This is a genomic window from Shinella yambaruensis, assembly GCF_050859155.1.
Taxonomy (GTDB): Bacteria; Pseudomonadota; Alphaproteobacteria; order Rhizobiales; family Rhizobiaceae; genus Shinella; species Shinella yambaruensis.
In genome coordinates this window covers 30,865-57,462 of the sequence record NZ_CP150642.1, presented here as the reverse complement: position 1 = coordinate 57,462, position 26,598 = coordinate 30,865, and the positions used below count along the sequence as shown (strand labels likewise).

Genomic DNA, 26,598 nt, shown 5'->3' with positions numbered 1-26,598 from the left:
TGCGCCTCTCGCGATCGATCAACGGCAACGCCCGAGGGGAACGAAAACATGAAGTCTTTTCTTGCAGCGGTGGGAATTGTCAGCGCGGGTTTTCTCGCCAGCGCACCGTCGGCCAGCGCCGCCTGCGGCACGGTCACCATCACCGAAATGAACTGGGCCTCGTCCGCGGTCATCACCGCCGTGTCGAGCTTCCTGATGGAACAGGGCTACGGCTGCACCGTCAAGAAGGTGCCGACTTCGACGGTTCCGGCCCTGACCTCGCTTGCCGAGACGGGCCAGCCGGACATCCTGACGGAAGTCTGGCCGGGCGTCGCGGACGTCTATTACAAGCTCGAGAAGGAAGGCAAGATCATCAAGGTCGCCGACGTGCTGTCCGATGGCGGCGTGGACGCCTGGTGGATTCCCGACTACCTCGCCGAGGCGCATCCTGAACTCAAGACCATCGACGGCGTCCTCAAGAACCCGCAGCTTGTCGGCAAGTTCAACAACTGCCCTGTCGGCTGGGGCTGCCGCACGTCCAGCGACAACCTGATCAAGGCGTTCGAACTGGAGAAGAACGGAATCGAGATCTTCAACCACGGCTCGGGTGAAACGCTCGCCGCGTCGATCGCCGCCGCCTACACCGCAAAGGAACCCTGGTTCGGATACTATTGGGCGCCGACCGGCGTGCTCGGCAAATACCACATGGTGCCGATCGACATGGGGCCGGTCGATGTCGAGAAGGCCAAGTGCAACGCCACGGTCGATTGTGCGACGCCGAGCAAGACAGGCTGGCCGAAGGCCACGGTCCTGACCACCATGGCGAAACCGTTCTATGACAAGAATCCGGAACTGGTGGCTCTCATGAGCAAGGTGAGCTTTACCAACGCGATCATGAACGAGCTTCTTGCCTGGCAGGAAGACAACAAGGCGACCGCTGACGAAACCGCCGTCTACTTCCTGACCAACCACAAGGATGTGTGGCAGGCGTGGCTCTCCGATGAAGCCAAGGACAAGATCGCCGCGATCATCAAGTGACGGTTGAGGCCTGCGGCTGCGATAGCCGGCCGCAGGCGCTTCAGCTTGATGACAGTCTGGAGCACCCGCGTCGGTGCTCCATTGGATTCCAGCGACGGAGGCCTTGATGGCATTCTACGACGGTTTATTCGATGGCCTCGGATTGCGCGACTGGTGCGATGCGTCCGCCACCAAAGGTCCCATGAGCATGGCGGAATTGCTCAAGAAGAGCAACGAGGCAGGCACCGGCACTTCAGTCGGGTTCGATATCCCGTTTCCCTCCCTCGACGCGCTGCATGATGCCTGTCAGGCCATCCCGCGCACGCGCGACCTGACTTCGGGGATCGCGGAAGGTTTTCTCGGTATCCGTGTCGGTCTGAAGACCGTTCTCGATCCCCTCACCCAGCCGCTGTCCTGGATCCTGGACTTCTCGCTTTGGGTCGTCGAGGTCGTACCGTGGTGGATACTGGTGACCGCCCTGCTGCTGCTCGTATACGCCGTGTCGCGCTCATGGAGGATACTGGCCTTCGTCGCCGGCGCCCTCCTGCTGTTCGGCTTCATCGACCATCTGCACCACGCGCTCCAGACGACGGTCATCGTCTTTTCCTGCACCCTCATCTGCATCGTCATCGGCATCCCGATCGGCATCGTCATGTCGAAGAGCAAGCGCATGGAGAGCATCTCCATTCCCGTGCTGGACATGCTCCAGACGCTGCCGTCCTTCGTCTATCTCATCCCGCTGATCTTCCTGTTCTCCGTTACCGAATCCAAGCTCTACGGCATTGCCATCATCCTCTATGCAGTCGTTCCGGTGATCCGTCTGACCAATCTCGGCATCCGCATGGTAGACGGTAGCGTGGGGGAAGCCGCCGACGCCTTCGGCATGGACCGGTGGCAGAAGCTCTTCAAGGTCGAGATGCCGCTCGCGCTGCCGAGCATCATGGCCGGCGTGAACCAGACAATCATGATGTCGCTATCCATGGTCGTCATCGCCTCGCTCGTCTCCGCGCCCGGCCTCGGCGTCCTCGTGCTCAGGGGGATCAACAATCTCGAACTGGGCGTGGGGCTGGTCGCGGGCTTCGGTATCGTGCTTCTCGCCATCGCCTTCGATCGCGTGACAAAGGCATCGATGGCCCGCATCAATTCGACCATAGCGCTGCAGGATCGGGGGCACTGATGGACCATCCCAAAATCGCCATCCGCAATCTTTACAAGCTTTTCGGCTCCAATCCCGAGGCAATGATCCCCTACGTCAAATCCGGCATGGGCAAGGCGGAACTCTTGAAAGAGCACGCCCATGTCATTGGTCTGCAGGACATCAATATCGATATGCGCCGCGGCGACATCACCGTGATCATGGGCCTGTCCGGTTCCGGAAAGAGCACCTTGATCCGCCATCTCAACGGGCTGATCAAGCCGACGACCGGCGACATCCTGCTCGACGGCACCAATGTCGCCCGCTATGCGGGCGCGTCTCTGCGCGAACTGCGCCGCTTCCGCATGTCGATGGTGTTCCAGAACTTCGCGCTCATGCCGCATATGCGTGTCCACGAGAATGTCGAACTTGCGCAGCGGGTCCGCGGTGACGATGAGGGCGATGCAAGGAAGAACGCCCTGGAATGGATCGAGCGCCTTGGCCTGAAGGGCTTCGAGCGGCACTACCCACACCAGCTCTCCGGCGGCATGCAGCAGCGCGTCGGCATCGCCCGGGCGCTTGCCTCCAACTCCGACGTCATGCTGATGGACGAAGCCTTTTCGGCACTCGACCCGCTGATCCGCACCGACATGCAGAACCTGCTTCTCGATCTTCAAAAGGATCTCGAAAAGACCATCGTGTTCATCACGCACGATCTGGACGAGTCGCTCAAGATCGCCGACCACCTGATTATCCTCAAGGATGGTGTCGTCGTGCAGCAGGGCGAACCACAGGACATCGTCCTCAACCCGGCCGACATCTACGTCCGGAAATTCGTGAACGACATCAATCGCGGGCGCGTATTGCGCGCGGAATCGGTGATGGTTCCAGGCATCATCGAGGGGGCCGGCACATCGGGCGCCGTCGATGCCGACGACAATCTCGAGACCGTCATCGCCCGCTCGGATGGCGATGTGGGCAAGGCTTTCGTGGTCACCCGCGACGGCATCCCCGCCGGCGTGATCCGGATGCAGGATGTCTTCAAGGCACTCGTCCCGCGACGGTTCGATCAGGAACAAACGTCCGATAACTCACCGGCGATCATAACGCAGCGGCAGGAGCATGCATCGTGAAATACCTCGACCACTTCTACATCGGCGGCAAATTCGTTCTGCCGGAAGGCCGCGCGAAGCGAAGCGTCATCAGCCCGGTGACGGAGAAGGAGGTCGGCATCATCTCCATGGGAACAGCCGAAGACGTCGACAGCGCGGTCGCTGCCGCCCGCGCAGCCTTTCCGGAGTTCAGCCAGTCGAGCCGCGAAGACCGTCTCGCCATGCTCCGCCGCGTGCTGACGCTGTTCGACGAGCATGCCGAGGAATTCGCGCGGCTGACGACGCTCGAAATGGGTGCGCCGATCAGTTTTGCGCGGGATGCCCAGATCGCCGGGTCGAGGACGCATATCGCCGACACGATCCGCATTCTCAAGGGTTACGAATTCGAGCGCCGGTCCGGCGCGACGGTTCTGTCGATGGAGCCGGTCGGGGTCTGCGCGCTCATTACGCCATGGAATTTTCCGGTCCTACAGATCGTCACCAAGGTCATGCCGGCTCTGGCGACGGGATGCACGATCGTCCTGAAGCCAAGCGAATACGCACCGATCAGCCCGATGCTTTTCGCCGAGGTCCTGCATGAGGCAGGCGTTCCCGCCGGTGTCTTCAATCTCGTCAACGGCGACGGCCCGACGGTCGGCGAAGCCATGTCCGCCCATCCCGATGTCGACATGGTCTCCTTCACCGGTTCGACCCGGGCGGGCGTACAGATCGCGAAGAATGCCGCCGACACTGTCAAGCGCGTCCATCAGGAACTGGGCGGCAACTCCGCCAATATCCTCGCGCCGGATGTGGATCTCGAAACCGCCGTGACGAAGGGCGTCCTCGGTGCCTACCGCAACGCCGGCCAGTCCTGCACCGCGCCCACGCGCATGCTGGTTCACCGCGAACTGCATGAGCAGGCAAAGGCGATCGCCCGGCGCGCGGCACAATCCGTTGTCGTCGGCGACGTCGATGACGAGGCGACCACGCTGGGACCGGTTATGAACGCGCGGCAATACGAGCGGGTGAATTCCATCATCGAGCAGGCCATTGGCGATGGCGCCACGCTTGTGACGGGCGGCCCCGGCAGGCCGGACGCGCTCGAGAGCGGCTACTTCGTCAAGCCGACCGTCTTTGCCGATGTGACGCCGGACATGGCGATCGCACGCGAGGAGGTCTTCGGTCCTGTCGTCAGCCTCATTCCCTACGACACGCTGGAAGAGGCGATCGCGATCACCAACGACACGCCCTATGGCCTCGCTGCCTATCTGCAATGCAGGGATCTGGACGTGGCGAAAAAGATCGCGGCGAAACTTCGCGTCGGCCAGGTGATGATCAACCATCCCGCCTGGGACGCCTCCGCACCGTTTGGCGGCTACAAGCAGTCCGGCAATGGCCGGGAATGCGGCGCATTCGGTTTCGAGGCGTTCGTCGAGGTCAAGGCGGTCGGCGGTCTCCACGAGCACTGACGGCCGCATGAGAAAGCCGGCGCGGTGATCCACCGCGCCGGCTTTTCGTCATGATGGGGAACCGGCAATCAGGCCGCGCGGACCTGCTTCCGCTCGTTCAGAACGAGATCAGCACCCTTTTCCCCGATCGCCATGCTGATGGCGTTGAGATTGCAGCTCGGCACCTGCGGGATGATCGAGGAGTCGATGACGCGCAGTCCCTCGATGCCGATCACCTTCAGGTCCGGCGAGACGACGGCATCCGGGTCGATACCCATCTTGCAGGTTCCGCAAGGATGGTAGCTGCCGCTGGCATTCTCGCGCATATAGGCGATCCACTCGTCATCGGTCTGCACATCCTTGCCCGGCTTGCACTCGCCGGTCACATAGGGCGCGAAGGCGCGCGTATTGAGCGCGGCACGCGCGATGCGGCCCCCCGCCATCAGGGTCTGGACGTCATAGGGGTCGCTCAGCAGGTTGAGCTGTATCCTCGGATCATCCTTCGGGTCCGAAGAGCGCAGTTCCATGAAGCCACGGCTTCTGGAATTGTTCACGTTGGGCTGGAGGTTGATCGCCGCCTCCTTCTGCATCTCGATGCCCTCGTCGGTGTAGTTCGCCGAAAACGCGCCGAAATGGTACTGGATGTCGGGATATTCGAGATGCGGCTGCGTTCGCACGAGGCCGACGCCCGTATAGGTGTAGGTCGCATAGCCCGAGCGGTCGAAAAGGAACTGCAGGCCGTATTTCAGCTTTCCGAGAAGGTTGAACTCCTGGTTGGCCGTCTTGATGTTCACATAGGCTTTCACCTGGGTACTGGCGTGCTCCTGTAGGTTCCGGCCGACACCGGGGCTGTGGTGCAGCACCTCGATACCGTGCCGGCGGAGTTGCTCCTGCGGCCCGATCCCCGACAACATCAGGAGCTTCGGCGAATTGATCGCGCTGGCCGAGAGCAGGACCTCGCCCTCGCAGGTTTCGATCTGGACACGTCCGCCCACTTCGAACTCGACGCCCGACACGCGCCGGCCGTCGAAAACGAGGTGGCGCACCGTCGCATGGGTGACGATCTTCAGGTTCGGCCGGCCCTTGATCGGGTCGAGATAGCCCCGCGCCGCGCTGTATCGCAGCCCGTTGTGCTGGGTCACGTGGATGATGGCCGCGCCATCCGTCGGTTCTGCGTTGTAGGCGGGATTGATCGGATAGCCCAGTTCCTTCATCGCCTCCAGATAGACATAGGCAAGCTTCGGCGGTTTGCGGACCTGACTGACGACGACCACGCCGCTCTTGCCGTATATGTCGGTCACGCCGTCCCGGTTGCCTTCCACCTTCTTGAAGTAGGGCAGGATCTCGTCGTAGGACCAGCCGCGATTGCCGAGCTGCGCCCAATGGTCGTAGTCACCGCGGTTGCCGCGGACATAGAACATGGCGTTGATCGAGCTCGATCCACCCAATCCCTTGCCGCGCGGCACCATGTCCTGCCGGTTGTTGCGGGTCGGATCGGGCTCCGACATGAACTTCCAGTTCGTGCGCCGGTCGGCCATCGCCTTGAAGGCCAGGGCCGGCATCCAGATGTTAAGCCTTTTGTCGCTGCCGCCGGCCTCAAGCAGGAGGACCTTGATGGAGGGGTCGGCGCTCAGGCGGTTTGCCAGCACGCATCCGGCCGATCCTGCGCCGATGACGATGTAGTCCCAACTCATTGTGCTTCCCGCTTCATTCCGCAATCGTGTTCTGGTCGATCAGCTTTGACAAGGTCCTGATCGTCGCCCGCAGATCGGCTTCGGGAATGCCGGCGATCTGCGCCTGCTGAAACGCGATCCAGCGCTTCTGGATCGCCACCCGGAGATGCCGGCCGGCTTCCGTCAGCGAGTATCCGCCGCCCGATGCGAACAGCAGCCCCCGCTCCAGCAATTCGGAAATCGCGTCCTCCGTATCGCGCTGGCCGAGATGGGTCGCAACCGCCAGCTGGTCGATCTTCAGGCCGGGCCGATCATACATACAGGCGATGATGCGGGCGATCGACAGATGCAGGCCTTCGGCGCTGCGGTGCTCTTCGAACTTGGTCGACAACAGGTGATGCGCCTCGAATATCTGCGAGACGATCGTACCCTCGGCCGTGGTGTCGGGCTTGGTGCCGCTCGCCTCGGGTGTCGGGGAGGCAGCCGGATGGGAATCGGCTATACTGTACTGTCCCTGCGAAAAAAGCAGCGGCTCGCCCTCGAAGCGGCTCGCCCGTTTCACCAGGCCGATGATGATCGTGTGATCGCCGCCATCGACCAGCGAATAGGTCTCGCACTCGAAATGCGCGAGGCAGCCGTCGAGCAAGGGCGATCCGAAATCGCCCGACGCCCAGACGGCGTCGGCGAACTTGTCTTCCAGCTTGCTGGAGAAGTGACGGGAAACATCCATCTGCTTGGAGGACAGGATGTTTACCGCGAAACAGCCGCTCGACGAAAAGAGTTCCCGGCTGCGCGATGTGTGGGCGATGGACCACAGCACGAGCGGCGGTTCGAGCGAGACGGAAGCAAACGAATTGACGGTTACCGCGGCACGGCGCCCGTTCGCCTCTGTCGTGATGATCGCGATGCCGGTCCCGTATTGGCCGAGGCAGCGACGGAACATGCGTCCGTCAACGGCGGGGTCGCCTTCCTCGAGGGGAAGGCGCGGAATGAAGCTGGACGTGGAATTTTCCATAACCGCATTACTCTGCATGTCGGTGTCCTGTCGTGTCAGCTGGCGAGCAACGCACCGGCGGACTTGCCCGCACGGTCGTGGCGGCTTGCGGGAACGGGGAGACCGAGGTTTTCCCGGAACGTCGTGCCTTCATAGTCCTCGCGGAACCGTCCGCGCCTGCGAAGCTCCGGCACGACCAGCTCGACGAAATCGTCGATGCCATGCGGCAGCATGACCGGCGTGATGTTGTATCCGTCTGCCGCGCCGGCCTCCATCCAGGCCTCCATTTCGTCGGCGATGTCTTTGGCCGTGCCGACGACGGTCTTGTGCTCCTGCGCCATGCCGAGCTTCTTGTAGAGCTGGCGGATGGTCAGGTTCTGCTTCTGGGCGAGCTCGTAGTACATCATCGCGCTGCTCTTCAGGCCGACCTTGTCGAGGTCCGGCTTCGGAACCGGGGCGTCGAGCGAAAGATGCGACAGGTCGCCGAAGGAGCGATAAAGCAGGGACAGGCCGACCAGCGGATCGATGAGCGATTCCAGCTGCTCGAACTTTTCCTGCGCTTCTTCGCGCGTGCGACCGACGATCGGCGTCAGGCCCATCATCATCAGGAGATCGGACCGCTTGCGGCCGACGCCTTCGAGCCGGTCCTTGACGGAGGCATAGTAGTCCTGCGCGGATTTCAGATCGTTCTTCGCCATGAAGACCATGTCGCAGTAGTCGGCGGCGATCTGCTGTCCCTGCTCCGAAACGCCCGCCTGCACGAGGATCGGCCGCCCCTGCGGCGAGCGCCGCACGTTGAGCGGGCCTCGAACCGAGAAATGCTTTCCGACATGGTTCAGGACATGCATCTTCTGCTCGTCGTAGAAAATACCGCCTTCCTTGTCGAGAATGAACGCATCTTCATCCCAGCTGTCCCAGAGCCCCGTAACGACATCGACGAATTCGTGAGCGCGCTCGTAGCGGGTTTCATAGGCGAGTTGGTTCGCCATCGAGAAGTTCCACGCCTCCTGATCGGACCATGACGTGACGACGTTCCAGGCCGCCCGGCCGCCGCTGATCTGATCCAGCGACCCGTATTTGCGCGCGATGTGGAAGGGTTCGTTGTAGGTGGTCGAGGCGGTCGCAACGAGCCCGATATTGCTGGTATGCGTCGCGAGCGCCGAGAGCAGCGTCAGCGGTTCCAGTTCGACATTGTGGCGCGACCGGCACATGGAGCCCTTCGGCTTGTCGTCGAGCCGCACGCCGATCCCGTCGGCGAGGAAAACCATGTCGAACTTCGCCTTCTCGGCGGTCTGCGTCACGTCGAGGAAGGACTTGAAGAGAGAACTCCCATCGCTGGGCACATCCGGATGCCGCCAGCTTCCCGCATGGTAGCCCATGTAGCGAATGGACAAGCCCAGCTTCATCTTCCTCTTGGTCATGGCGTTTCCTCGTGTTGCCGTGTGGAGCGTCGTTCCGCCCACATTCCCCAGCGCGGATGGCTGCGTTGGCAGGTAACATCTGACGTCACCTTTGCCCTGTAAACGAGGAAAAAACTGCCGTTGTCGTTAAGCCACACTTACGCAAAGATGCGATGTGCGACAGCCAGTTTGTTGAAATCTTATGAGACAGCCGCGCTCAAGTTTCGCCTGACCAGTGCCGCCGGGTACCAGGTGTCTCTCGCAAGACAGAGGAGAAGATCAGACCCTACATAAGCTCTTGAAGGGTTGGAACGGATATGAACCGTCGGCGTCTGGGTAAGACGCTGAATTGACGTACAAGTCGGCGGCATAAAGCCCTATTGTGGATCTTCTGTTCGAACCAACAGAAGATTTCATCCTTCAACTCGATAAATGGCCGACGCCAAAAGGTTCAAGCTGTAGCCGCATAGGTCTGGGCCATAGCGGTCAGTATGGCGGTGACGCTGTCGCGTGTTGTGTCTCGCACATCCCTTGCCCAGACGACATGCAAGGGAAGTTTCAAGCGCGGTCCTGGCCTGCCCCCACGGGGTGATCCGTTTGGAATGTTAGTGCATGCTCGGCCTGCTGGCCACGGCCGGCGTTGACACGGGTCCATTTTGGGGAGGCCAGACCGCTGCTTCGGGTGCCGGTGGCTTATAGCCCAGCGATGAGTGGGGCCTCACGGTGTTATAATGCTGTCTCCAGTTTTCGATGATGATCTTCGCCTCCTTGAGCGTGTAGAAGATTTCGCCGTTGAGCAGTTCGTCACGGAGCTTCGAATTAAAGCTCTCGCAATATCCGTTTTCCCAAGGGCTGCCCGGCATGATGTAGGCGGTCTTGGCTCCCACCGCCGCGATCCACTCCCGTAGCGCCTTGGCGATGAACTCCGGGCGTTGTCAGAACGAATATGGGTGGGGATGCCGCGCAGGATGAAGAGGTCGGACAGCACGTCGATGACATCGACGGCCTTCAGCTTTCTCTCGACCCTGATGGCGATGCATTCCCGCGTGAACTCATCGATCACGTTGAGCATGCGGATTTTCCTGCCATTGTGCGTCCGATCCTCGACGAAATCGTAGGACCAGACATGGTTGGGGTATTCCGGCCGAAGCCGGATGCACGAACTGTCGTTCAACCACAGCCGACCGCGCTTAGGTTGCTTGTGCGGCACTCAGCCCCTCCCGTCGCCAGATGCGCTCGACCCGTTTGACATTTACGATCCAGCCAGCCTGACGCAGCATCGCAGTGATGCGGCGATAGCCATAGCGGCCGTACTGGAGGGCAAGCGTCGTGATGTCTGCGGTCAACGCCGCTTCGTCATCCGGGGTCTTCGCGATCTTGCGCTGTGTGGAACGATGCTGACCGAGAACCCGGCATGCCCGTCTCTCGGACACTTTCAGTTCATCGATGACATGATCCACGCAAGCGCGACGACGGGCGGGGCTCAGAAGTTTCCCTTGGCGGCCTCCGCTAAAATCATCTTGTCCAAGGTGAGGTCGGAAACGGCGCGCCGGAGCCGGGCATTCTCCGCTTCCAGCTCCTTCAGGCGCTTCACCTGGTCGCCCTTCAAGCCGCCGTATTCGGAACGCCACCGGTAGTATGTAACTTCCGTCACGCCTATCGACCGGATCGCTTCCGCCATCGATTTTCCCTGCGCATTCAGCACGTCAACCTGACGAAGCTTCGTGACGATCTCTTCTGCCTTGTGTCTTTTCGCTGCCATTTCAATGTCCTTCTGAGGCTCATAAGCCATACTTCATGAAGGATCACTTTTCAGGGGGCAGACCACCGGGCTTCTTCAGTTCGATGGAGAGCTCGGCCCAGTTTGGCTCCTGGCGTCGGCGTTCACCCTGCTTGACGCCGGCGCGCGTGAAAAGTCGATGCTCCAGGGCATCGTCCGTCAAGTCGCCCGAAAGGGGCCAGCTCAACCCCGCCGTCGCGGCCCGCTTGAGGTTGTCCTGCACCGTGCTGCGGGCAATCCCGAGGATCGTTGCGATCTCGCGACTGCTGGTCCCGCTTCCGGCAAGCCGGAGCATCTGTCGTATGTGTCTCATGGTCAGCCTTCTTTTTGCCGGCATCAAAATCTCCTCGTTTACCGGGAGGCTTGATGCCAAAGTTGCTGACCCAGGGGGGATAATCAGAGCCGGAAGACGGCCGGTTTTTGATTGGAATCGTGGCCGGCTTCAAATCGGAACGGTGGCCGGATATTGATCGGAATGGCGGCCGGCTTCAGGTCGGAATCCGCAAATCGGAACTATCGCTCCTAGAACGATAGTTCCGATTCAGGTTCCGCTAATGCCATGGATCTCAAGGAGGTCATGGCGATCAACCTGCGTCGGATGCGCCATGATAAAAACATTACGCAGGAGGAATTGGCGGATCGCTCTGGTTTAAGCGCCCGATATATCGGGGCTATTGAGCGCGGTGATAAGTCGGCTACCGTCACCGTCCTAGGAAAAATCTCCGAGGCCTTGGGTGTCAACCCTGCAGAACTCCTCGCGAGCGTTACGAAATAGGGTCTAACCGGCGGAATTCGACATCTCGACCCGACACCTGATCCGAGTTTCGATGTTCTATCCAGAAGGCGAACAAATCAGTTTTGTCATCAAGCATTTCGATGTGGCTGATTTCACGCGTCGCTTCTTGGGCAAACGGCGTAGCCAGGCCTTCAATTCGCGCTGCGTAACCAATCACGATATAGCCAGAGACTTTCCGATCATGCGGTTCGACGACTACAGTCTGGCCTGCCAGCTTTAAAATTGCTGACGGATTCACGCCTATTCTGGCAATGTCGGGGCAAAGGACCTGACCTGAGCCGCATCTCGCGATAGAAATACTCCATGGTCAGCACTCTGCGACCGCTTGCCCAGTTCTGAAACGCATCATGGGAAGCGATGAAACGCCGGTCGGTACGGACATCGAGGTGGACGCCGAACAACGAAGCCCACGTCTCGATTTCTGATTTGACGCGCCACTCGCCCGCTTCGGTAACGCAGATCGTTGACGGTGACAGATCCTCAAGAGCGCGCTTCACCTCGCCGCTAAAGGAGCCGCCGTTGTTTTCATCGTCGATCCGCGTATAGCGGACTCGATAGCCTTCGCCGCGCAGTTCTTCTGCGAAATGGCGCATGGCCGAGAATAGGAAGGCGATTTTCTTCTTGTGATGTCCGACATAGGTCGCTTCGGCCATCACCTCGCACATCAGGATGGTGTCGTGCTCTTTGTCGGCGCCGTCCAGAGACGATATTCCTAACGTCAGTTGGTCACCGAGAATGAGAATAAGGTTTGACATTTCGAGTTCCCCGGACGCTGCTGCCCAAAACCATTATCGCAGGTTCAGACTTTCGGCGACCGTCATCGCTTCGGCTGCGAGTTTTTCGTAATGGCGCTGGCGGCCGCTGTTCTCGCGCCAGTAAAAACCCACGTCCCGGCGCTCGTTCCAGTTCGAGATCGGCAAGAGCTTGACGTCGTCGTCGACGCGAAACTCGGCGCGCGCATAGAGCTCTGGAAACAGCGAGCACCCCATGCCGATGGAAACCATCTGCCGTATGGAATCAAGGCTGGTGCCTTCATAGTCATCGATGAGGGCAGCATCGGCGGCGGTGACCAGGTGGCGAACGTTTTCGAGAAGCCGATGGCCACTTCCAAGCGCCAAAAGTCTTTCGCCCCTTAGATCGCCGATTGCGACCGCTTGGCGGCCTGCTAGACGATGGTCAGCCGACACGCCGAGATAGAGCTTTTCGTTGCCGATGCTGCGAAACGTCAGCCCTGCTTTTTCAGGCGCGGGGCCGAGACCGCAATCGAGCATGCCGTCCAGCACGGCAGCTTCGATCGTGGTCGGACGGTCTTCTCGGATGTAGATTTTGAGCGAAGGAAAAGATCGATGGATGCCGGGCAGAAACCGCGGCAAAAAGTAGGGGCCGAAAGTCGGCGCGGTTGCCATCCGAATTAACCCACCGAGAGACTGGGCGTCGTTCATAGTTGCGCCTACCGCATCGTCCACTGCTGCCAGCGCCAGACGGGCGCCACGCGCCAAATCAACGCCCACAGGCGTCGTGACGACAGATGTTTGCGTGCGCTCGAACAGCGTCACACCAAGAGATTTTTCCACCAAACCCACCTGCACTGAAAGCGTTGGCTGGGAAACGTGACACCGCTTGGCGGCTTTTCCAAAATGCCGCAGGTCGTCCAGGGCGACGATGTATTCCAATTGTCGGAGCGTGGGGCGGTACGGCATACGTGATAGTTATCAGCTATCGTGCCGATTTCAACAATGAATTGGAACTATCGGCGGCGCGCGACAATATTGATTGTGTATCAGCAATGGAGCAGGCACATGGACCAGTTTCTGAAAGCCCTTCGAAACCGCAAGGCCGATGTTCAATCAAAAATCGAGGACGAGCAAAAGCGCCCAGCGCCAGACGGGTTGCGTCTGAATGCGCTCAAGAAGTTGAAGCTTCGCTTTCGCGAGCAGATCGAATTCATCGAACGTCACAATCGTCAAACCGCGCCTGTTCTTATCCCGGTGGTCAGGCGCCGTTCGGTCAGAATATTATCTTGAGATGAACGACAAGATGAACCACGAACGGCCTGATCCCCAGGTGCAAAAGGAGAAGGGCGTCTTCCGCACCCTCGTCACGCGATATCGAGCGATCAAGCGGGCACTCTCAGAAGCGCTTGGACGCGGCGATGGCGAATATTCCAGGTTGACAGCCCTTTCCCAGGAGATCGCCCGCCTTCGAAACAAGATCAAGACGGAGCTCGCATTGCGGCGAGACAGTCGCATGTCGCGCCGCAAAAAACCGACGTCAGCGCAGCCACTGCGGAATAGCCGCGAAGAGCGGCCGGTATAACTTGAACTCCCCCAGTCCGGGCCCCTCTGACGAAAGAAGCCGGTCTTTCGTGATGTCGGACGTTTTTCCCGGACAGCCGGCAGGAGTATGCCCGCATGGAATTTGCATTTCTGTTTGTAGACTGGCTGGGTAAGCCAGTCTGGATGTGGCTCGGGTTTCTGGGTATCGTCCTCGCGCTTCTCGTTTTCGACCTGGGCGTTCTTCATCGCGACAATCATGAGATTGAAGTTCGCGAAAGCCTACTTTTATCCACACTCTATATTTCGCTCGGCCTGGCCTTTGGCGGTTTTGTCTGGTGGCAGCTTGGCGCTGAGCCCGGCATGAACTATCTGACCGGATTTGTCGTCGAAAAGACCCTGGCGCTCGATAACGTATTTGTCATTGCGCTCATCTTCTCGTTCTTCGCTGTTCCGCGGATCTATCAGCACCGTGTGCTCTTCTGGGGCATCCTCGGCGTCATTGTCCTTCGCGCCATCATGATCGGCTTGGGTGCGACCCTCGTCTCGCAGTTCTCTTGGGTGCTCTACCTTTTCGCGGCGTTCCTGATCCTCACCGGCATCAAGATGCTGTGGATAGGCGACAATGAGCCGGAGCTTGGCAGCAACCCGGTTGTCAATTTTCTCCGCCGCCGTCTCAACGTGACGGACGAGCACCACGGCCAGGCATTTTTTGTTAGACAGCAAAATCCTGCGACGGGCCGGCTGACCTGGTTCGTCACGCCGCTCTTCCTGGCTCTCGTCATGGTCGAACTTGCCGATATCGTCTTCGCCGTCGACTCGGTTCCTGCAATCTTCACGATCACGACAGACCCCTATATCGTCTACACCTCGAACATCTTCGCGATCCTTGGTCTTCGTGCCCTGTATTTTGCACTCGCGGCGATGATCCATCGCTTCAAGTACCTCAAGCCTGCGCTCGCGATCGTCCTGGTGTTCATCGGGTCCAAGATTTTTATCGCCGACCTGGCTGGCCTTGAGAAATTCCCGGCGGCCCTGTCGCTGGGCATCACCTTCGCCATCATCGCCTCTGGCGTTGTTTGGAGCCTCGTCAAAACACGCGACCAGCGCCAGGTCGTTAACCAATCCAGCACCCACTAACGAAAAAGGATACCATCAATGTTCTCCGAAATTGTTGGCAGCGTCGTTGCCGCGATCGTGGTTGAGCCTCTTCAAGCTGAAATCAACGAGAAGATTGAGCAAGCTCGGCTGCCCGTCTCTGTCATCCAGCAGTCAAAGGCATGCATTGCTATGCAAGGGCCGAAGCTTCTCGAGCGCGCAACAAATGACTGGGGTTGGGCCGCTGCCACGGTTGTCAGCGTTTCCATCGGCTTTACTGCACCCTTGGATATGCTTGACGCGAACGACCCTCAATGCGCATCCTTGATCCAAACACTGGAGGGTGCGGACGGCGACGCCTGATCTTGATGACTTGAGTTAAAATGCGTTCCAACGTGAACTCCAATAAGGTCGCCGCCTTCGCCCAGTTACGATTCATGGCGAGGGCGGCGCGCTTTGGAGAACGGCATTCCATCGGCGAAACCCTGGACTCAGCAGGGCGTCCAGGGATGGGATTTATCCTCCTGTTCTTGGCATTTCCGTATGCGGCGTCCACGCCCCATGGATTTTTCGGTTGCAGCGATCTGACGGCGATATCGGCCGTCAAATGAGTTCACCAAATAGTACCTGGCGAGCTCATTGTGAGGCCTTGGCGCGGGCGGCGTAAGCCCAAGGCATCAGAGCATCGATGTCTTTGGCGAGGTGGCCGTTCGCGAGGCGGGTGAAGAGGTCGCACAGGTAGGCGTAGGGCTCAACGCCATTCATTTTACAAGTTTATGCCGACCGGCGAACTATGCCGAATGCCTCTTCTGATAGGAACGGTCCATGGCGCGTTCCCGGCAGGTTCGGCCGGATGCCGGTGGTTGACACTCGGCATAGTTCTCATGCTCAGAGGGCGTTCAGGAATTCCAGAAGCCGGTCGTTTGGTCGAAATCGCTCGGCCTTAGCGCGTTCGTACGGCTTCAGCTTTGCGAGTGCAGATTCCTTCAGTTCAAGATGTGCATGAAGATAGGTCAGGGTTGTTTCCATCGCTTCATGGCCCAGCCACAGGGCAATAACCGAGCAGTCGACGCCAGCCTGTAGCAACTCCATGGCGGCGGAGTGCCGCAAGACATGGGGCGAGACCCGCTTTGAGCGAAGGGAGATGCAGTGCTCACGTGCTTTGGCGACATATTTGTTCAGCAGTGCCTGCACGCCGTCAGCGCTGAGCTTGCCACCGTGCATGTTCGGAAAGAGCGCCGTTGCGCTTCGCTTTCTGGGCTCGTTGAGCCAGTGACGAAGGGCTTGCCGTGCAACCTTTGTGAGCGGCGTACATCGCTCTTTGCGGCCCTTGCCAACGCATCGCACATGCGCGCCCTGGCCGAGCATTACGGAGTCTCGGTCCAGGTCGACAATCTCCGAGACCCGCAATCCGGTTTGCGCGGCCAACAATAGCAGAGTGTAATCGCGGCGTCCCAGCCACGTGCTTCGATCCGTGCAGTCCAGGATCGCTTCAATCTCGGGCCTGGTTAGAAACTGAAGCTGCCGCTTGTCACATCGCTTGCTGGGGATCGCGAGCACACGCTGAATATGGGCGCTATGTGTGGGCTCCTCGAACGCTGCATACCGGAAGAAGGATCGGATGGCTGTGAGGCGGAGATTCCGGGTCCTCACTGAGGCGGATCTCTTCGTCTCAAGGTCCTCCAGGAATGCGCCGATGAAGGGAGCGTCCAAATCCCGCAGCGTCAACTGGGATGGGGATCTCCCAAGGCGCGTCTGTGCGAACGCAAACAGGAGCCTGAAGGTGTCGCGATAGGAGGCGATGGTGTTAGAACTTACACCTCGATGCTTCATAAGCCGATCTGTGAACCACCGCTCGATCAGCACGGCCAAGTCGTTCGTGCGTCTCATGACCGAGCCTCCCAACGCTTATCCAATCGCCGGACCGCATGGTTCATCAGTTCCGGCGCGGCGGACAGGTACCAGTAGGTGTCGCGAACATTGGTATGGCCGAGAAAGGTCGAGAGAACCGGCAGTTCGCGTTCCACATCTTCGCCAGCCCGATGCCAGTTGATCAGGGTCTGGACGGCGAAACGGTGACGAAGATCATGAATCCGTGGGCCATTGCGATTCCCCTCCTGCCGTAATCCGATTTGCCGGGATAATCGCCAGAACACGCGGTGCACGTATTGATGCAGCAATCTGCCGCCCTGTTCGGCGACGAAGAAATAGGGACTGCGCGGCGTACCAAGGTGTGCATCGCGTCGGGCGGCATAGTCTGAAAGGATGGCGATTGTCGTGGCATGTAGCGGCACTAGCCGTGACTTACCAAACTTAGTCTCTCGAATGGTGAGGATGCCCTGGTCGAGATCAACGTCGGTCCGGAGCAGGCCGAGCGCTTCGGAATGGCGCAGCCCGGTCACCGCTATCAATCCGAACAGGCAGTTATATGTCCATCGCCGAAGGGCGCCGGCCGGCGGCAGCGACAGTGCTGCTGCCAGAAGCGCCTGAATCTCGACTTCACTATAGATGTAGGGCTTTGTGCGCCGTGCCGGCGGTACAGCGTCGCTTGGTAGTACTTCCGTCAGAGGATCGAAATGAGCCAGGTGCTGGGCAAAGCAGCGCACGTCAACCAGGCGGACGGACCAACTCGGCTGCCGGCCCATTGAGGTGACCCACTCCATTGCAAGGTCTGTCGTGATGGTCTCGGCGCCGCGGGCTTCCATGAAAGCGACGAACTCCGACAATCGTTTTGCCGGACCGTCATATTTGTATCCCAGCCCTTGGCGCATGCCGACGTAGCGCTCAAGCGCGGTGCGAAGCCGGCTCATTGGGCACCTCCCGGCCAGGGCAGGCTCAGTTCACGCAGCTTCTCGATATCGAGCTTGGCATAGATCCTTGTACTGTCGATGCTTCGATGGCGGAGCAGTTGGCCGATCTCGGCAAAGCTGGCGCCTGACCGCAAAAGGTCGGTCGCGAGGCTGTGGCGGAAAAGATGGGCACCGTGATGCGCATAGCCGTCAATGCCTGCCCGTTCGAGTGCCTGCTTCGCGATCATCGTGATGGCGCAGCCGGACGCAAAACCCACGTGCGGCGCAAGAGTTCGCAAGAAAACTCGCCGACATGCCGAAGCGGGCCGCCCATGCCGGATATAAGCGACGATAGCTGTTCCGACGTCATGACGTAGCGGCATAGTCGCTTGCCGTCGCCCCTTTCCATGTACGAGGATCGTGCCGCACTGCCAGTCGATATCATCGAGATTGAGGGTGGCAACTTCGCTGGCGCGCAAACCGAGCTTGGCAAGGATCATCAGAACCGCATAGTCCCGATGACCCATTGCCGTCGTCCGATCACAGGCATCAAGAACCTTCTGGACCTTCTCTGGCGGTAGGAATGTTGGAAGGCCGGCAAGTCGCCAGCGGCGGATGGACGGCACGCAATCGGCCAACGCCGTCGAAATGAAGCCCTTCAGATGCAAGTAACGCAGAAAGGCACGCACGACTCCGCACATTGCCTTGCCGCTGTCGGCGGAGCCATCGAGCGCATGTCGTTCGACATACCCGATGACAATCTCCGGGGTGAGCGCTTCAAACCCGTCTGCGCCGGCAGGACAGACCTCCCGCAGAAATCGATATGACAGCAGCTTGTGGCTTTCCACCGTCGAGGCAGCGAGTCCTCTCTCATTCGACAAATATACCGCGAATACATCGATAATCTGCTCGTGCTCTGTACGCTCAACCGGGAGGGCAGTTGGTATTAAGCGCTCTTCCCGTAGCGCGGAGAGTAAGCGTCGGAGCGCTGATCGGTCGCCCGTGTCAGGGCTCCAGTGTTCGAAACGATGCTCAAGAAAACGATCGACATGAGCTTCGCTTAAATCCTGCGGATGATGTCCATTGCCAACATACCAGTCCATCAGGTCTCGAAACAGGCTCAGCGAGCGCCGCGTGCAGTGCCGACCCAAACCTTCGTTTGACATCTTGGTGGCGTAAACGCGCGCAAACTCCCGATATGGACCGTGGACCAGCTTCCGATACAGTGCGCTGCGCTTCAAATAGTCACTTGCGATCATATGTCCTCTCCTTCGCGTCAATTACGACGGAGAGACCCTAAGCTATGCCGCTGGGGTTACCGCTATGTTACAGAAAACGTTGGCAAAAGTTTGCTTAATCGGCATAGTTCGCCGGTCGGCATAAACGGCCTTATGCCGCGCGCGGCATAATGCCGTGCCGATGAGGCTGGCAAACCGAGCCCAATTGCGGCCCCCTTCATCGTGCCCGGCAAAGAGCGCATTGCGGCGATTCATGGCCGGTCGGCGGATCGCGTTTTCCACGAGGTTGGAGTCGATATCGACGTGGCCGTCGTCCAGGAACAGCCGGAAGCCATCCTGCCGTGTCAGCATATAGGCCAGGGCTTTTCCAAGGTCAGACTTGCGTGAGATGCGCTTGGCCTGTGCTGCCAGCCAGGTGAAGAACGCGTCCACCAGCGGGAGGGACAGATCCTGTCGAACTGCCCGGCGGTGTTCGGGATCTGAGCCTCGGATACTGTCTTCGATCTTGTAAAGCGCGGCGATCCGTACCAGCGCCTCGTCGACGATGGGCGATCCGCTCTTCGGTGTGGCCTTGATCAGCTTCCTGCGCCCGTGTGCCCAACAGAAAGCCAGTTTCAAGGGATTGCCACCGATGCGGTCCGATGTGGCGAGGTGAGAGTAGCCACCGTAGGCATCCACCTGGATCGTGCCGTTGAACCCGTCGAGGATTTCGTGAGCGCGACGAACACCCCACCTTTCCTTTTGTGATTGATGCCGCGAGAACAACTCCTTCATCGACAGGAGCGGAACGGGATGGTTGGAGATCGCGCTGATGCCATGCTTGAAGCCATGGATGAAGGCATGCATGAAGCCAGGCATGAGGGAAAGTATCGTCGGATCGAGGTGATCACGGGTCGACGCCAGCGGCGGAATTGGACCGACGAGGAGAAGGCGCGGATCCTTGCCGAAAGTGCAGAACCTGACGTGAACATCTCGGCGATCGCCCGGCGCTGGGGCGTCAATCGCGGTCTGCTGAACGTCTGGCGGCGCGAAGCCGGACTGACCTCTCGACGATCCGCGCAAGCCGGCGCACAGCAGGCCATGTTCGTGCCGGTGACGGTGGTTGGCGATAGAACGTCTTGCGAGAACTCGCCGTCGGATATCGCCCACGACGCCGCGGGGCGTATTGAGATCGAGATTGCTGGCGCGCGCATGACCGTGATCGGTTCGGTGGCGCCCGAATTAGCGCAGGCGATCGTGGCAGCGTTGCGAGCACGCCGGTGATTGGACTTTCGCCTGGTGGAGTGAAGATCATGGTGGCGACGCAGCCGGTCGACTTCCGGCGCGGCATGAATGGGCTTGTTGCGCTGGTGGCGTCAGCGCTTGCGGCTGATCCCTACTGTGGTGACGTGTTCGTGTTCCGCGCCAAGCGTCTCGATCGCCTGCGCTGCATTTATTGGGACGGATCAGGCATGATCCTGGCGACGAAATGGCTGGAGGCTGGCACGTTCGTTTGGCCACCGATCCGCGATGGCGCGATGCAGATGAGTAGCCAGGAGTTCTCCCTTTTGCTGGCCGGTATCGACTGGACGCGGGTCAGGCGAAACACCGTAAAGCGGCCAACGAAAGCAGGCTGATCCTATTGGATTTGCTTGAAGATTCAGGGTCATGTGCTAGGGTCTGCCATGCCGCTTCGACCCGACCCTTTACCTCAGGATGCCGCGCAATTGAGCCGGATCATTCTCTCGCTCGATGCAGAGAATGCCGACCTCAAGGCGCGTGTTGCCTTCCTGGAGCGGCAGCTCTTTGGGCCGAAATCGGAGAAGATGACGGCGATCGACCCGAAGCAGGCGACGCTTGAGCTTGGCGATCTCAGCGACATTCCCGTGGCGGCCAATGACGATGTTGCACCCGTGGCTGACAGCCGAAAGCAGGAGCGGCGATCGCCGGCGCGCAACATCGGCCGGTTACCCAGGCATCTCCCACGGTATGAAGAGCTCATCGAGCCGGAGAGCAAGATTTGCCCGTGCTGCTCGTTCGAGCTGCATTGCATCGGCACGGACGCCAGTGAGGCGCTCGACATCGTGCCGGCGGTTGTCCGGGTGAAGCGGACGATCCGGCCGCGTTATGCATGCCGGGCCTGCGAAAGCGTCATTGTGCAAGCGCCCGCACCGGCGCGCGTGATGGACGGCGGCATGGTGACCACGGCGTTTGCCGCCCATGTGGCCGTTTCGAAGTTCGCCTGGCATTTGCCGCTTCATCGCCAGGCGCAGATGCTTGCCTCCTGCGGCGTCATCATCGATCGCGGCACGCTTGGGGCCTGGGTGACGCGGGTCGCCTGGTGGCTCGAGCTTCTCTACAATGCGCTGCTAGCCTTCATCCGCTCCCAGCCAAGGGTGTTCTGTGACGAGACGCCGCTTCCGCGGCTCGATCCGGGGCGCAAACGAACCAAGGTCTGCCAGTTGTGGGCGCAAGCGATCGACGATCGCCCATGGAATGGTCCGGCGCCGCCGGCGGTGGCCTATACTTTTGCCGAAAGCCGCAGCGCCCGCGAGGTCGAGGGGCAATTGTCGTCGTTTGCCGGCGTGCTCCAGGTCGATGGGTACCAAGCCTATAAAACCTTGGCCAAGCGCCGGGGGAAGAGCAATGTCGCCCCCATGCGGCTGGCCTTCTGCCTTGCCCATGCCCGGCGCAAGTTCGTCGAAATCGTCAAGATGACCGGGTCTGCTGAGGCCCTGTCGATCCTGGCCAGGATTGCCGAAATCTACCGTATCGAAGCGAAACTGCGCGGCGAAAATGCCGATACCCGGCTCACGGTGCGGCGTCGCGAGGCAGCGCCCGTCATGGGCGAACTGAAGGCCCAGCTCACCGAACTTAGCGACGAGGTGTCGTCGAAATCGGCGCTTGGCAAGGCCGTCACCTACACGCTCAACCACTGGAACGGACTGGCAGCCTTCCTGGAGGATGGCCGGATCGAAGTGGACTCCAATGTGGTCGAGCGTTCGATGAAATCGGTGGCTCTGACGAGGAAGAACTCGTTGTTCGTGGGCAGCGAACGCGGTGGCAAGACCTTCGCCGTCCTCGCATCGCTCGTCAACACGGCAAAGCTCAATAGTGTAGACCCCGAAGCTTGGCTTGCCGACGTGCTCGAGCGCATCATCTCCGGCAAGGTGACCGCGAACCAGATGGATACGCTCTTCCCATGGACCTGGAAGGCCGACCGCGAGAGCATTGCAGATCAGGAGCGACGGGCGGCATGACACAGAACAGCCAAGGGGTTACGGCACGGCCGAAGCTCGATGACGAGGCGTTCGAGGCCTTCATCAGGGCACGCCGTCCAGTCTCGCCGATCTGGTCGATGAGCGGCCTCGACGGTTATCTCACGGCTCTCATCATCGGCCCGAGGTTTATCGACCCGCGTCAGTGGATCCCGGAGCTGACTGGCCCGGATGCCCTGAACCTGCCGATGGAAACAACCGAGCATCGAGCCGTCCAGACCATCGTTGCGGAATACAACCGGATATCGGCAAGCCTCGCCGAAACGCCGAAAGACCATCGGCCCAGGTTCACCAAGATCGATGATCAGACCTTTGATCCCTTCGATTGGGACCTCTGCTTTCTATTGGGAACAAGGTACGCACCCAAGCTTTGGCAGCCCGTCCTTCGAGGTCATGCCGTCACCGGGGATATCGTCGCGCCCATCCGCAAGCTCGGTGAGGCAAAACGGAACGCGACCCGTCAGGATGCTACAAAGGTCGCGGAAGCGCTCATCAATATTCGAGCCTATTTTATGCCGAAGCGAGCGAAGCAGACGTTCTGACCGACAGCCGGAAACCTATTCAGTCAATCACGGAAGCCGTGGGCCCTTCGTTGCGCTCACAGTCTTCCTGCTGCATCTTTACGATCGCGCGCTGCTGAACGGTGCGGCCCTTCGCGCCGTTGGCTACACGCGAGAAACGCCGAACCCGCCAGGCAGCGAGATCACCCGCGATGCCAACGGCAATCCGACAGGCATGCTGATCGCTACACCCAATGCCACTATTCTCTATGCGACGCTCGCGAAGGGGCCGAAGCTGCCGCTCGACTATCAAATCAACTCTACCCGCCACTTCATGCGCGAACTCAATCGCCTAGGCGTCACAGGCGTCGTTGACGCCGGCGGCGGCTTCCAGAACTATCCAGATGACTACCACGTCATTCAGACACTTTCCGATGAAGGCCTGATGACGGTGCGTCTCGCCTACAATCTGTTTCCTCAGAAGGCAAAGGAGGAGAAGGCCGACTTCCTCAAATGGACCCCTCTAAAAACCTCCCCCTTTTCGGCAAATCGTGCTTCCCTCTGACATGCGTGATTTGGCGGGAGCAGATGATGCGGGGACAGCCTGGTTTCTTTGATCTGCTCGAGCGTTATGAACGGCTGAGCGCCGTGGGCGATCCGCTCGAGAAGCTGAATGCCATCATCCCGTGGCCTGTGTTCGAGAAGCCGCTGGCCAAGGCGCTGAAGCGATCGGATGGATCAAAGGGCGGTCGTCCGCCGTTTCCGGCGGTGCTGATGTTCAAGATCCTGGTGCTCCAGGCGCTCTATAATCTCTCCGACGACCAGGCAGAGTTCGTCATCCAGGACCGCCTTTCTTTCATGCGGTTCCTGGGGCTCGGCCTTTCCGACAAGGTGCCGGACGCCAAAACGATCTGGCTGTTTCGCGAAAGTCTGGTGCGAGCCGGTGCCATCGACAATCTGTTCGCTCGTTTCGACAAACATCTCTCGCGGTCCGGGTATCTGGCCAAGGGCGGGCAGATCGTCGATGCGACAATCATCCAGGCTCCGAGGCAGCGCAATAATCAGGAAGAGAAAGACGCGATCAAAGCCGGTGAGATACCGCAGGACTGGAAGGAGAAGCCCGCCAAGCTTGCCCAGAAGGATCGCGATGCGCGTTGGACGGTGAAGTATTCCAAGGCGAAGCAGCCGAGGGAAACGCCGACATCAGCGCCAACGAAGACCCATGACATCGCCATTCCGATGTTTGGTTACAAAAATCACGCGGGCATCGACCGGGCACATGGCTTCATACGGGGATGGACGGTGACAAGTGCGAGCGCCCATGACGGTGCCCAACTCCGGAATGTCGTGACCAAGGACAATACCGCCTCAACGGTCTGGGCCGACAGCGCCTACCGATCCAAGACGAACGAGGAGTGGCTGGTAAGAAATGGCCTGAAGTCGGACATTCATCAGCGAAAGCCGAAGGGCAAGCCAATGCCGGAAACGACGTCGCGGGCCAACGGGCGACGATCGAAGATCAGGTCCGCTGTCGAGCATGTCTTTGCAAGGCAGAAGGACAAGATGAAGCTCGTCATCAGGACCATCGGGATTGGAAGGGCCAAGGTGAAGATTGGCATGGCCAATATCGCCTACAACATGCTCCGATACGTCTTCCACGAAGGTCGCCATGCCGCCGCATGACGACGGCCGCCCCGCAAGGGGCGGGAATGCCAATACAGACAGTTCAAATTGAGAGCGGCGGTGCAAAAGTCTGCCACGGTAGCGGCGGCATAATGCTGCCGCGGGCGGAGTAAAATCCGGCCACCTATCTCCTTTCTGCAATGAACGCAGGAGGGACAGGGGATCTACACCGTGGAACTATATCTGAGGGTTCGCCTGGCTGTTTCCGAAGGGATGACGCAGCGTCAGGCAGCTAAGCATTTCAACATATCGCGCGACAGCGTGGCCAAGATGGTGGCCTATTCGACGCCGCCCGGCTATCAGCGGCGATCACCGATCCGGCGTCCGAAGCTTGATGCGTTCGTTTCGACGATCGACCATTGGCTCGATGAAGACCTGAAGGTGCCGCGCAAGCAGCGCCATACGGCCAAGCGGGTGTTCGACCGGCTTCGCGACGAATGCGGGTTCACCGGCGGCTACACGATCATCAAGGATTATATGCGCGAGCGTGATCAGCGCCGACAAGAGGTGTTCGTGCCGCTGTCGCATCCGCCCGGCCATGCGCAGGCGGACTTCGGTGAGGCGACGGTCGTGATTGGCGGCGTGGAGCAGAAGGCGCGCTTCTTCGTGCTCGATCTGCCGCATAGCGACGGGTGCTATGTGCGCGCCTATCCTGCGGCGGTGGCCGAAGCCTGGGTCGATGGCCACATCCATGCGTTCGCGTTCTTCGGGGCCGTACCGCGGTCGATCGTCTATGACAACGACCGCTGCCTTGTCGCGAAGATCCTGCCGGACGCCACACGCAAGCGGGCGACGTTGTTCAGCGGTTTCCTGTCCCATTACCTGATCCGGGATCGCTACGGCCGTCCCGGCAAAGGCAACGACAAGGGGAATGTCGAGGGTCTGGTGGGCTATGCCCGGCGTAACTTCATGGTGCCGATCCCGCAGTTTCCGACATGGGATGCGTTCAACGCCTTTCTGGAAGAGCAATGCCGCAAACGCCAGCGCGACAAGCTGCGCGGCGAGAGCGAGACGATCGGCGAGCGCCTGCAGCGGGATCTGGCGGCCATGCGTCCCTTGCCGGCGTCGCCTTTCGATGCCTGCGACCAGGCGAGTACAACGGTGACGGCCCAGTCTCTGGTGCGCTACAAGACCAACGACTATTCCGTGCCGGTCGCCTACGGCCACCAGGATGTCTGGGTTCGGGGCTATGTCGACAAGGTGGTGATCGGCTGCCGCGGCGAGATCATTGCCCACCATCCGCGATGCTGGGAGCGGGAAGACGTCGTCTTCGATCCCGTTCATTACCTGCCGCTGATCGAGCAGAAGATCAATTCTCTGGATCAGGCTGCTCCTCTCCAGGGCTGGGACCTGCCGGACGAGTTCGCCACGCTGCGCCGGCTGATGGAAGGCCGCATGGCCAAGCATGGGCGGCGGGAATATGTGCAGGTTCTCCGTCTCCTGGAGAGCTTCGACCTTGCGGACCTGCATGCGGCCGTGAAGCAGGCCATCCAGCTCGGCGCGATCGGCTTCGATGCGGTCAAACATCTGATCCTGTGCCGGGTCGAGCGCAGGCCGCCGCGACTGGACCTGGCGATCTATCCCTACCTGCCAAGAGCGACGGTCGAGAAGACCTCGGCAAAGGCGTATATGCGACTTCTGTCGTCTGATGCGGGTAAAGCGGCATGAGCACCGAAGCACCCGACATCCTGCTCGCCCACTATCTCAAGACCCTCAAGCTACCGACCTTCCAGCGCGAGCACCAGAAGCTGGCTCGGCTCTGCGCCACCGAGGGCGTCGATCACGTCGGCTACCTCTTCCGGCTTGCCGAGCGGGAGATGATCGAGCGCGATCGCCGCAAGGTTGAACGGCGGATCAAGGCGGCCAAATTCCCGGTCGTCAAAAGCCTCGACAGCTTCGACTTCACAGCCATCCCGAAGCTCAACAAGATGCAGGTGCTGGAACTGGCGCGCTGCGAATGGATCGAACGCCGCGAGAACGTCATCGCCCTCGGCCCCAGCGGCACGGGCAAGACCCATGTCGCGCTCGGCCTCGGCTTGGCCGCCTGCCAAAAGGGCCTGTCCGTCGGCTTCACCACGGCGGCTGCCCTGGTCAGCGAGATGATGGAGGCGCGTGACGAGCGACGTCTGCTTCGGTTCCAGAAGCAGATGGCAGCCTACAAACTGCTGATCATCGACGAACTGGGCTTCGTTCCGCTGTCCAAGACCGGTGCGGAATTGCTGTTCGAGCTGATCTCGCAACGCTACGAACGCGGTGCCACCCTGATCACCAGCAATCTGCCTTTCGACGAATGGACGGAGACCCTGGGGTCCGAGCGTCTGACCGGCGCGCTGTTGGATCGCATCACCCACCACGTCAACATCCTCGAGATGAACGGCGACAGCTACCGCCTCGCCCAGAGCCGCGCCAGAAAGGCTGGCTGAAACTCCCCTCAAAAAATCGCCGCG

25 protein-coding genes and 4 pseudogenes are annotated in these 26,598 nt (G+C 60.1%); 17 read left to right on the top strand and 12 right to left on the bottom strand.

Annotation, left to right across the window (positions count from 1 at the left end; all coding sequences use genetic code 11):
* Positions 1–48 precede the first annotated feature (48 nt).
* The 4 genes from WMC41_RS29645 to WMC41_RS29630 all read left to right on the top strand — a co-directional run bounded on the left by WMC41_RS29645 (position 49) and on the right by WMC41_RS29630 (position 4,691).
* Positions 49–1,017: an ABC transporter substrate-binding protein gene (locus tag WMC41_RS29645; RefSeq protein ID WP_432350003.1), complete on the top strand. Its 969-nt coding sequence runs from the start codon at positions 49–51 to the stop codon at positions 1,015–1,017.
* Between the two features lie 106 nt (positions 1,018–1,123).
* Positions 1,124–2,173 carry an ABC transporter permease gene (locus WMC41_RS29640; RefSeq protein ID WP_432350002.1) on the top strand — a complete coding sequence of 350 codons (1,050 nt, stop codon included), beginning with the start codon at positions 1,124–1,126 and terminating at the stop codon, positions 2,171–2,173.
* Positions 2,173–3,264, top strand: coding sequence for a quaternary amine ABC transporter ATP-binding protein (locus tag WMC41_RS29635; RefSeq protein ID WP_432350000.1), 1,092 nt, complete (start codon positions 2,173–2,175; stop codon positions 3,262–3,264). Before WMC41_RS29640 ends, WMC41_RS29635 begins: the two co-directional genes overlap by 1 nt.
* On the top strand, positions 3,261–4,691 hold the full coding sequence (locus WMC41_RS29630) for an aldehyde dehydrogenase family protein (protein WP_432349998.1): 1,431 nt from the start codon (positions 3,261–3,263) through the stop codon (positions 4,689–4,691). Before WMC41_RS29635 ends, WMC41_RS29630 begins: the two co-directional genes overlap by 4 nt.
* A 68-nt stretch (positions 4,692–4,759) precedes the next feature.
* Here WMC41_RS29630 and WMC41_RS29625 read toward each other — a convergent pair whose 3' ends face one another.
* The 5 genes and pseudogenes from WMC41_RS29625 to WMC41_RS29605 form a co-directional block, all read right to left on the bottom strand.
* A complete protein-coding gene (locus WMC41_RS29625) occupies positions 4,760–6,364 on the bottom strand; it encodes a GMC family oxidoreductase (RefSeq protein ID WP_432349996.1) in 1,605 nt (534 codons plus the stop codon).
* 13 nt (positions 6,365–6,377) lie between these two features.
* Positions 6,378–7,376, bottom strand: a complete 999-nt coding sequence (locus WMC41_RS29620; protein WP_432349994.1) for a flavin reductase — start codon at positions 7,374–7,376, stop codon at positions 6,378–6,380.
* A 17-nt stretch (positions 7,377–7,393) separates the two neighbouring features.
* On the bottom strand, positions 7,394–8,758 hold the full coding sequence (locus WMC41_RS29615; protein WP_432349992.1) for an LLM class flavin-dependent oxidoreductase: 1,365 nt from the start codon (positions 8,756–8,758) through the stop codon (positions 7,394–7,396).
* A gap of 584 nt (positions 8,759–9,342) precedes the next feature.
* Positions 9,343–10,499 (bottom strand): annotated as a pseudogene (locus WMC41_RS29610) (IS3 family transposase).
* A 43-nt stretch (positions 10,500–10,542) separates the two neighbouring features.
* Positions 10,543–10,854 (bottom strand): helix-turn-helix domain-containing protein, encoded by a 312-nt coding sequence (locus tag WMC41_RS29605; protein ID WP_432349990.1) that lies wholly within the window; start codon positions 10,852–10,854, stop codon positions 10,543–10,545.
* A 222-nt stretch (positions 10,855–11,076) separates the two neighbouring features.
* Between WMC41_RS29605 and WMC41_RS29600 the strand changes: the two genes are divergently transcribed.
* Positions 11,077–11,292 (top strand): helix-turn-helix domain-containing protein, encoded by a 216-nt coding sequence (locus WMC41_RS29600; RefSeq protein ID WP_432349989.1) that lies wholly within the window; start codon positions 11,077–11,079, stop codon positions 11,290–11,292.
* Positions 11,293–11,492: 200 nt separating this feature from the next.
* Here WMC41_RS29600 and WMC41_RS29595 read toward each other — a convergent pair whose 3' ends face one another.
* Together WMC41_RS29595 and WMC41_RS29590 are read right to left on the bottom strand one after the other, a co-directional pair.
* A complete protein-coding gene (locus WMC41_RS29595) occupies positions 11,493–12,068 on the bottom strand; it encodes a cryptochrome/photolyase family protein (RefSeq protein WP_432349987.1) in 576 nt (191 codons plus the stop codon).
* Positions 12,069–12,101: 33 nt separating this feature from the next.
* On the bottom strand, positions 12,102–12,986 hold the full coding sequence (locus WMC41_RS29590; RefSeq protein WP_432349985.1) for a hydrogen peroxide-inducible genes activator: 885 nt from the start codon (positions 12,984–12,986) through the stop codon (positions 12,102–12,104).
* A gap of 126 nt (positions 12,987–13,112) precedes the next feature.
* Here WMC41_RS29590 and WMC41_RS29585 point away from each other — a divergent pair, with 126 nt between their 5' ends.
* The 4 genes from WMC41_RS29585 to WMC41_RS29570 all read left to right on the top strand — a co-directional run bounded on the left by WMC41_RS29585 (position 13,113) and on the right by WMC41_RS29570 (position 15,047).
* Positions 13,113–13,337, top strand: coding sequence for a YdcH family protein (locus WMC41_RS29585; protein WP_432349983.1), 225 nt, complete (start codon positions 13,113–13,115; stop codon positions 13,335–13,337).
* A gap of 1 nt (position 13,338) precedes the next feature.
* The gene (locus WMC41_RS29580) at positions 13,339–13,629 is read left to right on the top strand and encodes a hypothetical protein (RefSeq protein WP_432349981.1); all 291 of its coding nucleotides are present in this window, start codon (positions 13,339–13,341) and stop codon (positions 13,627–13,629) included.
* A gap of 95 nt (positions 13,630–13,724) precedes the next feature.
* A complete protein-coding gene (locus WMC41_RS29575) occupies positions 13,725–14,726 on the top strand; it encodes a TerC family protein (RefSeq protein WP_432349979.1) in 1,002 nt (333 codons plus the stop codon).
* Between the two features lie 18 nt (positions 14,727–14,744).
* A complete protein-coding gene (locus tag WMC41_RS29570) occupies positions 14,745–15,047 on the top strand; it encodes a hypothetical protein (protein ID WP_432349977.1) in 303 nt (100 codons plus the stop codon).
* Between the two features lie 273 nt (positions 15,048–15,320).
* On the opposite strand, the pseudogene WMC41_RS29565 reads toward WMC41_RS29570, so the two are convergent.
* From WMC41_RS29565 to tnpC (WMC41_RS29545), 5 genes and pseudogenes are all read right to left on the bottom strand, one after another.
* Positions 15,321–15,458: pseudogene (locus tag WMC41_RS29565) on the bottom strand (transposase domain-containing protein); the annotation flags it as partial.
* 114 nt (positions 15,459–15,572) lie between these two features.
* Positions 15,573–16,574 (bottom strand): tyrosine-type recombinase/integrase, encoded by a 1,002-nt coding sequence (locus tag WMC41_RS29560; RefSeq protein ID WP_432344164.1) that lies wholly within the window; start codon positions 16,572–16,574, stop codon positions 15,573–15,575.
* Complete coding sequence (locus tag WMC41_RS29555; RefSeq protein ID WP_432344161.1) at positions 16,571–17,494, bottom strand: tyrosine-type recombinase/integrase; 924 nt, start codon at positions 17,492–17,494, stop codon at positions 16,571–16,573. Before WMC41_RS29555 ends, WMC41_RS29560 begins: the two co-directional genes overlap by 4 nt.
* A complete protein-coding gene (locus WMC41_RS29550; RefSeq protein WP_432344158.1) occupies positions 17,491–18,732 on the bottom strand; it encodes a site-specific integrase in 1,242 nt (413 codons plus the stop codon). Before WMC41_RS29550 ends, WMC41_RS29555 begins: the two co-directional genes overlap by 4 nt.
* Positions 18,733–18,834: 102 nt before the next feature.
* A pseudogene (tnpC, locus tag WMC41_RS29545) lies at positions 18,835–19,428 on the bottom strand (IS66 family transposase); the annotation flags it as partial.
* A gap of 75 nt (positions 19,429–19,503) precedes the next feature.
* On the opposite strand from tnpC (WMC41_RS29545), the gene tnpA reads away from it, so the two are divergent.
* From tnpA to istB, 8 genes and pseudogenes are all read left to right on the top strand, one after another.
* A complete protein-coding gene (tnpA, locus tag WMC41_RS29540) occupies positions 19,504–19,974 on the top strand; it encodes an IS66-like element accessory protein TnpA (RefSeq protein ID WP_432343330.1) in 471 nt (156 codons plus the stop codon).
* A complete protein-coding gene (tnpB, locus tag WMC41_RS29535; RefSeq protein WP_160788235.1) occupies positions 19,971–20,327 on the top strand; it encodes an IS66 family insertion sequence element accessory protein TnpB in 357 nt (118 codons plus the stop codon). The genes tnpA and tnpB overlap by 4 nt, the downstream gene beginning before the upstream one ends.
* 48 nt (positions 20,328–20,375) lie before the next feature.
* Positions 20,376–21,950 carry an IS66 family transposase gene (gene tnpC, locus WMC41_RS29530; protein WP_432343327.1) on the top strand — a complete coding sequence of 525 codons (1,575 nt, stop codon included), beginning with the start codon at positions 20,376–20,378 and terminating at the stop codon, positions 21,948–21,950.
* Positions 21,947–22,510, top strand: a complete 564-nt coding sequence (locus WMC41_RS29525; protein WP_432343324.1) for a YecA family protein — start codon at positions 21,947–21,949, stop codon at positions 22,508–22,510. Before tnpC (WMC41_RS29530) ends, WMC41_RS29525 begins: the two co-directional genes overlap by 4 nt.
* Positions 22,511–22,571: 61 nt before the next feature.
* A pseudogene (locus tag WMC41_RS29520) lies at positions 22,572–22,988 on the top strand (amidohydrolase family protein); the annotation flags it as partial.
* Between the two features lie 71 nt (positions 22,989–23,059).
* Entirely contained in the window at positions 23,060–24,151 is a 1,092-nt protein-coding gene (locus tag WMC41_RS29515) for an IS5 family transposase (RefSeq protein WP_432350193.1), read from the top strand.
* Between the two features lie 171 nt (positions 24,152–24,322).
* Positions 24,323–25,819 (top strand): IS21 family transposase, encoded by a 1,497-nt coding sequence (istA, locus tag WMC41_RS29510; protein ID WP_288083247.1) that lies wholly within the window; start codon positions 24,323–24,325, stop codon positions 25,817–25,819.
* Positions 25,816–26,574 (top strand): IS21-like element helper ATPase IstB, encoded by a 759-nt coding sequence (gene istB, locus WMC41_RS29505; protein WP_432349975.1) that lies wholly within the window; start codon positions 25,816–25,818, stop codon positions 26,572–26,574. The genes istA and istB overlap by 4 nt, the downstream gene beginning before the upstream one ends.
* Positions 26,575–26,598: the final 24 nt, after the last annotated feature.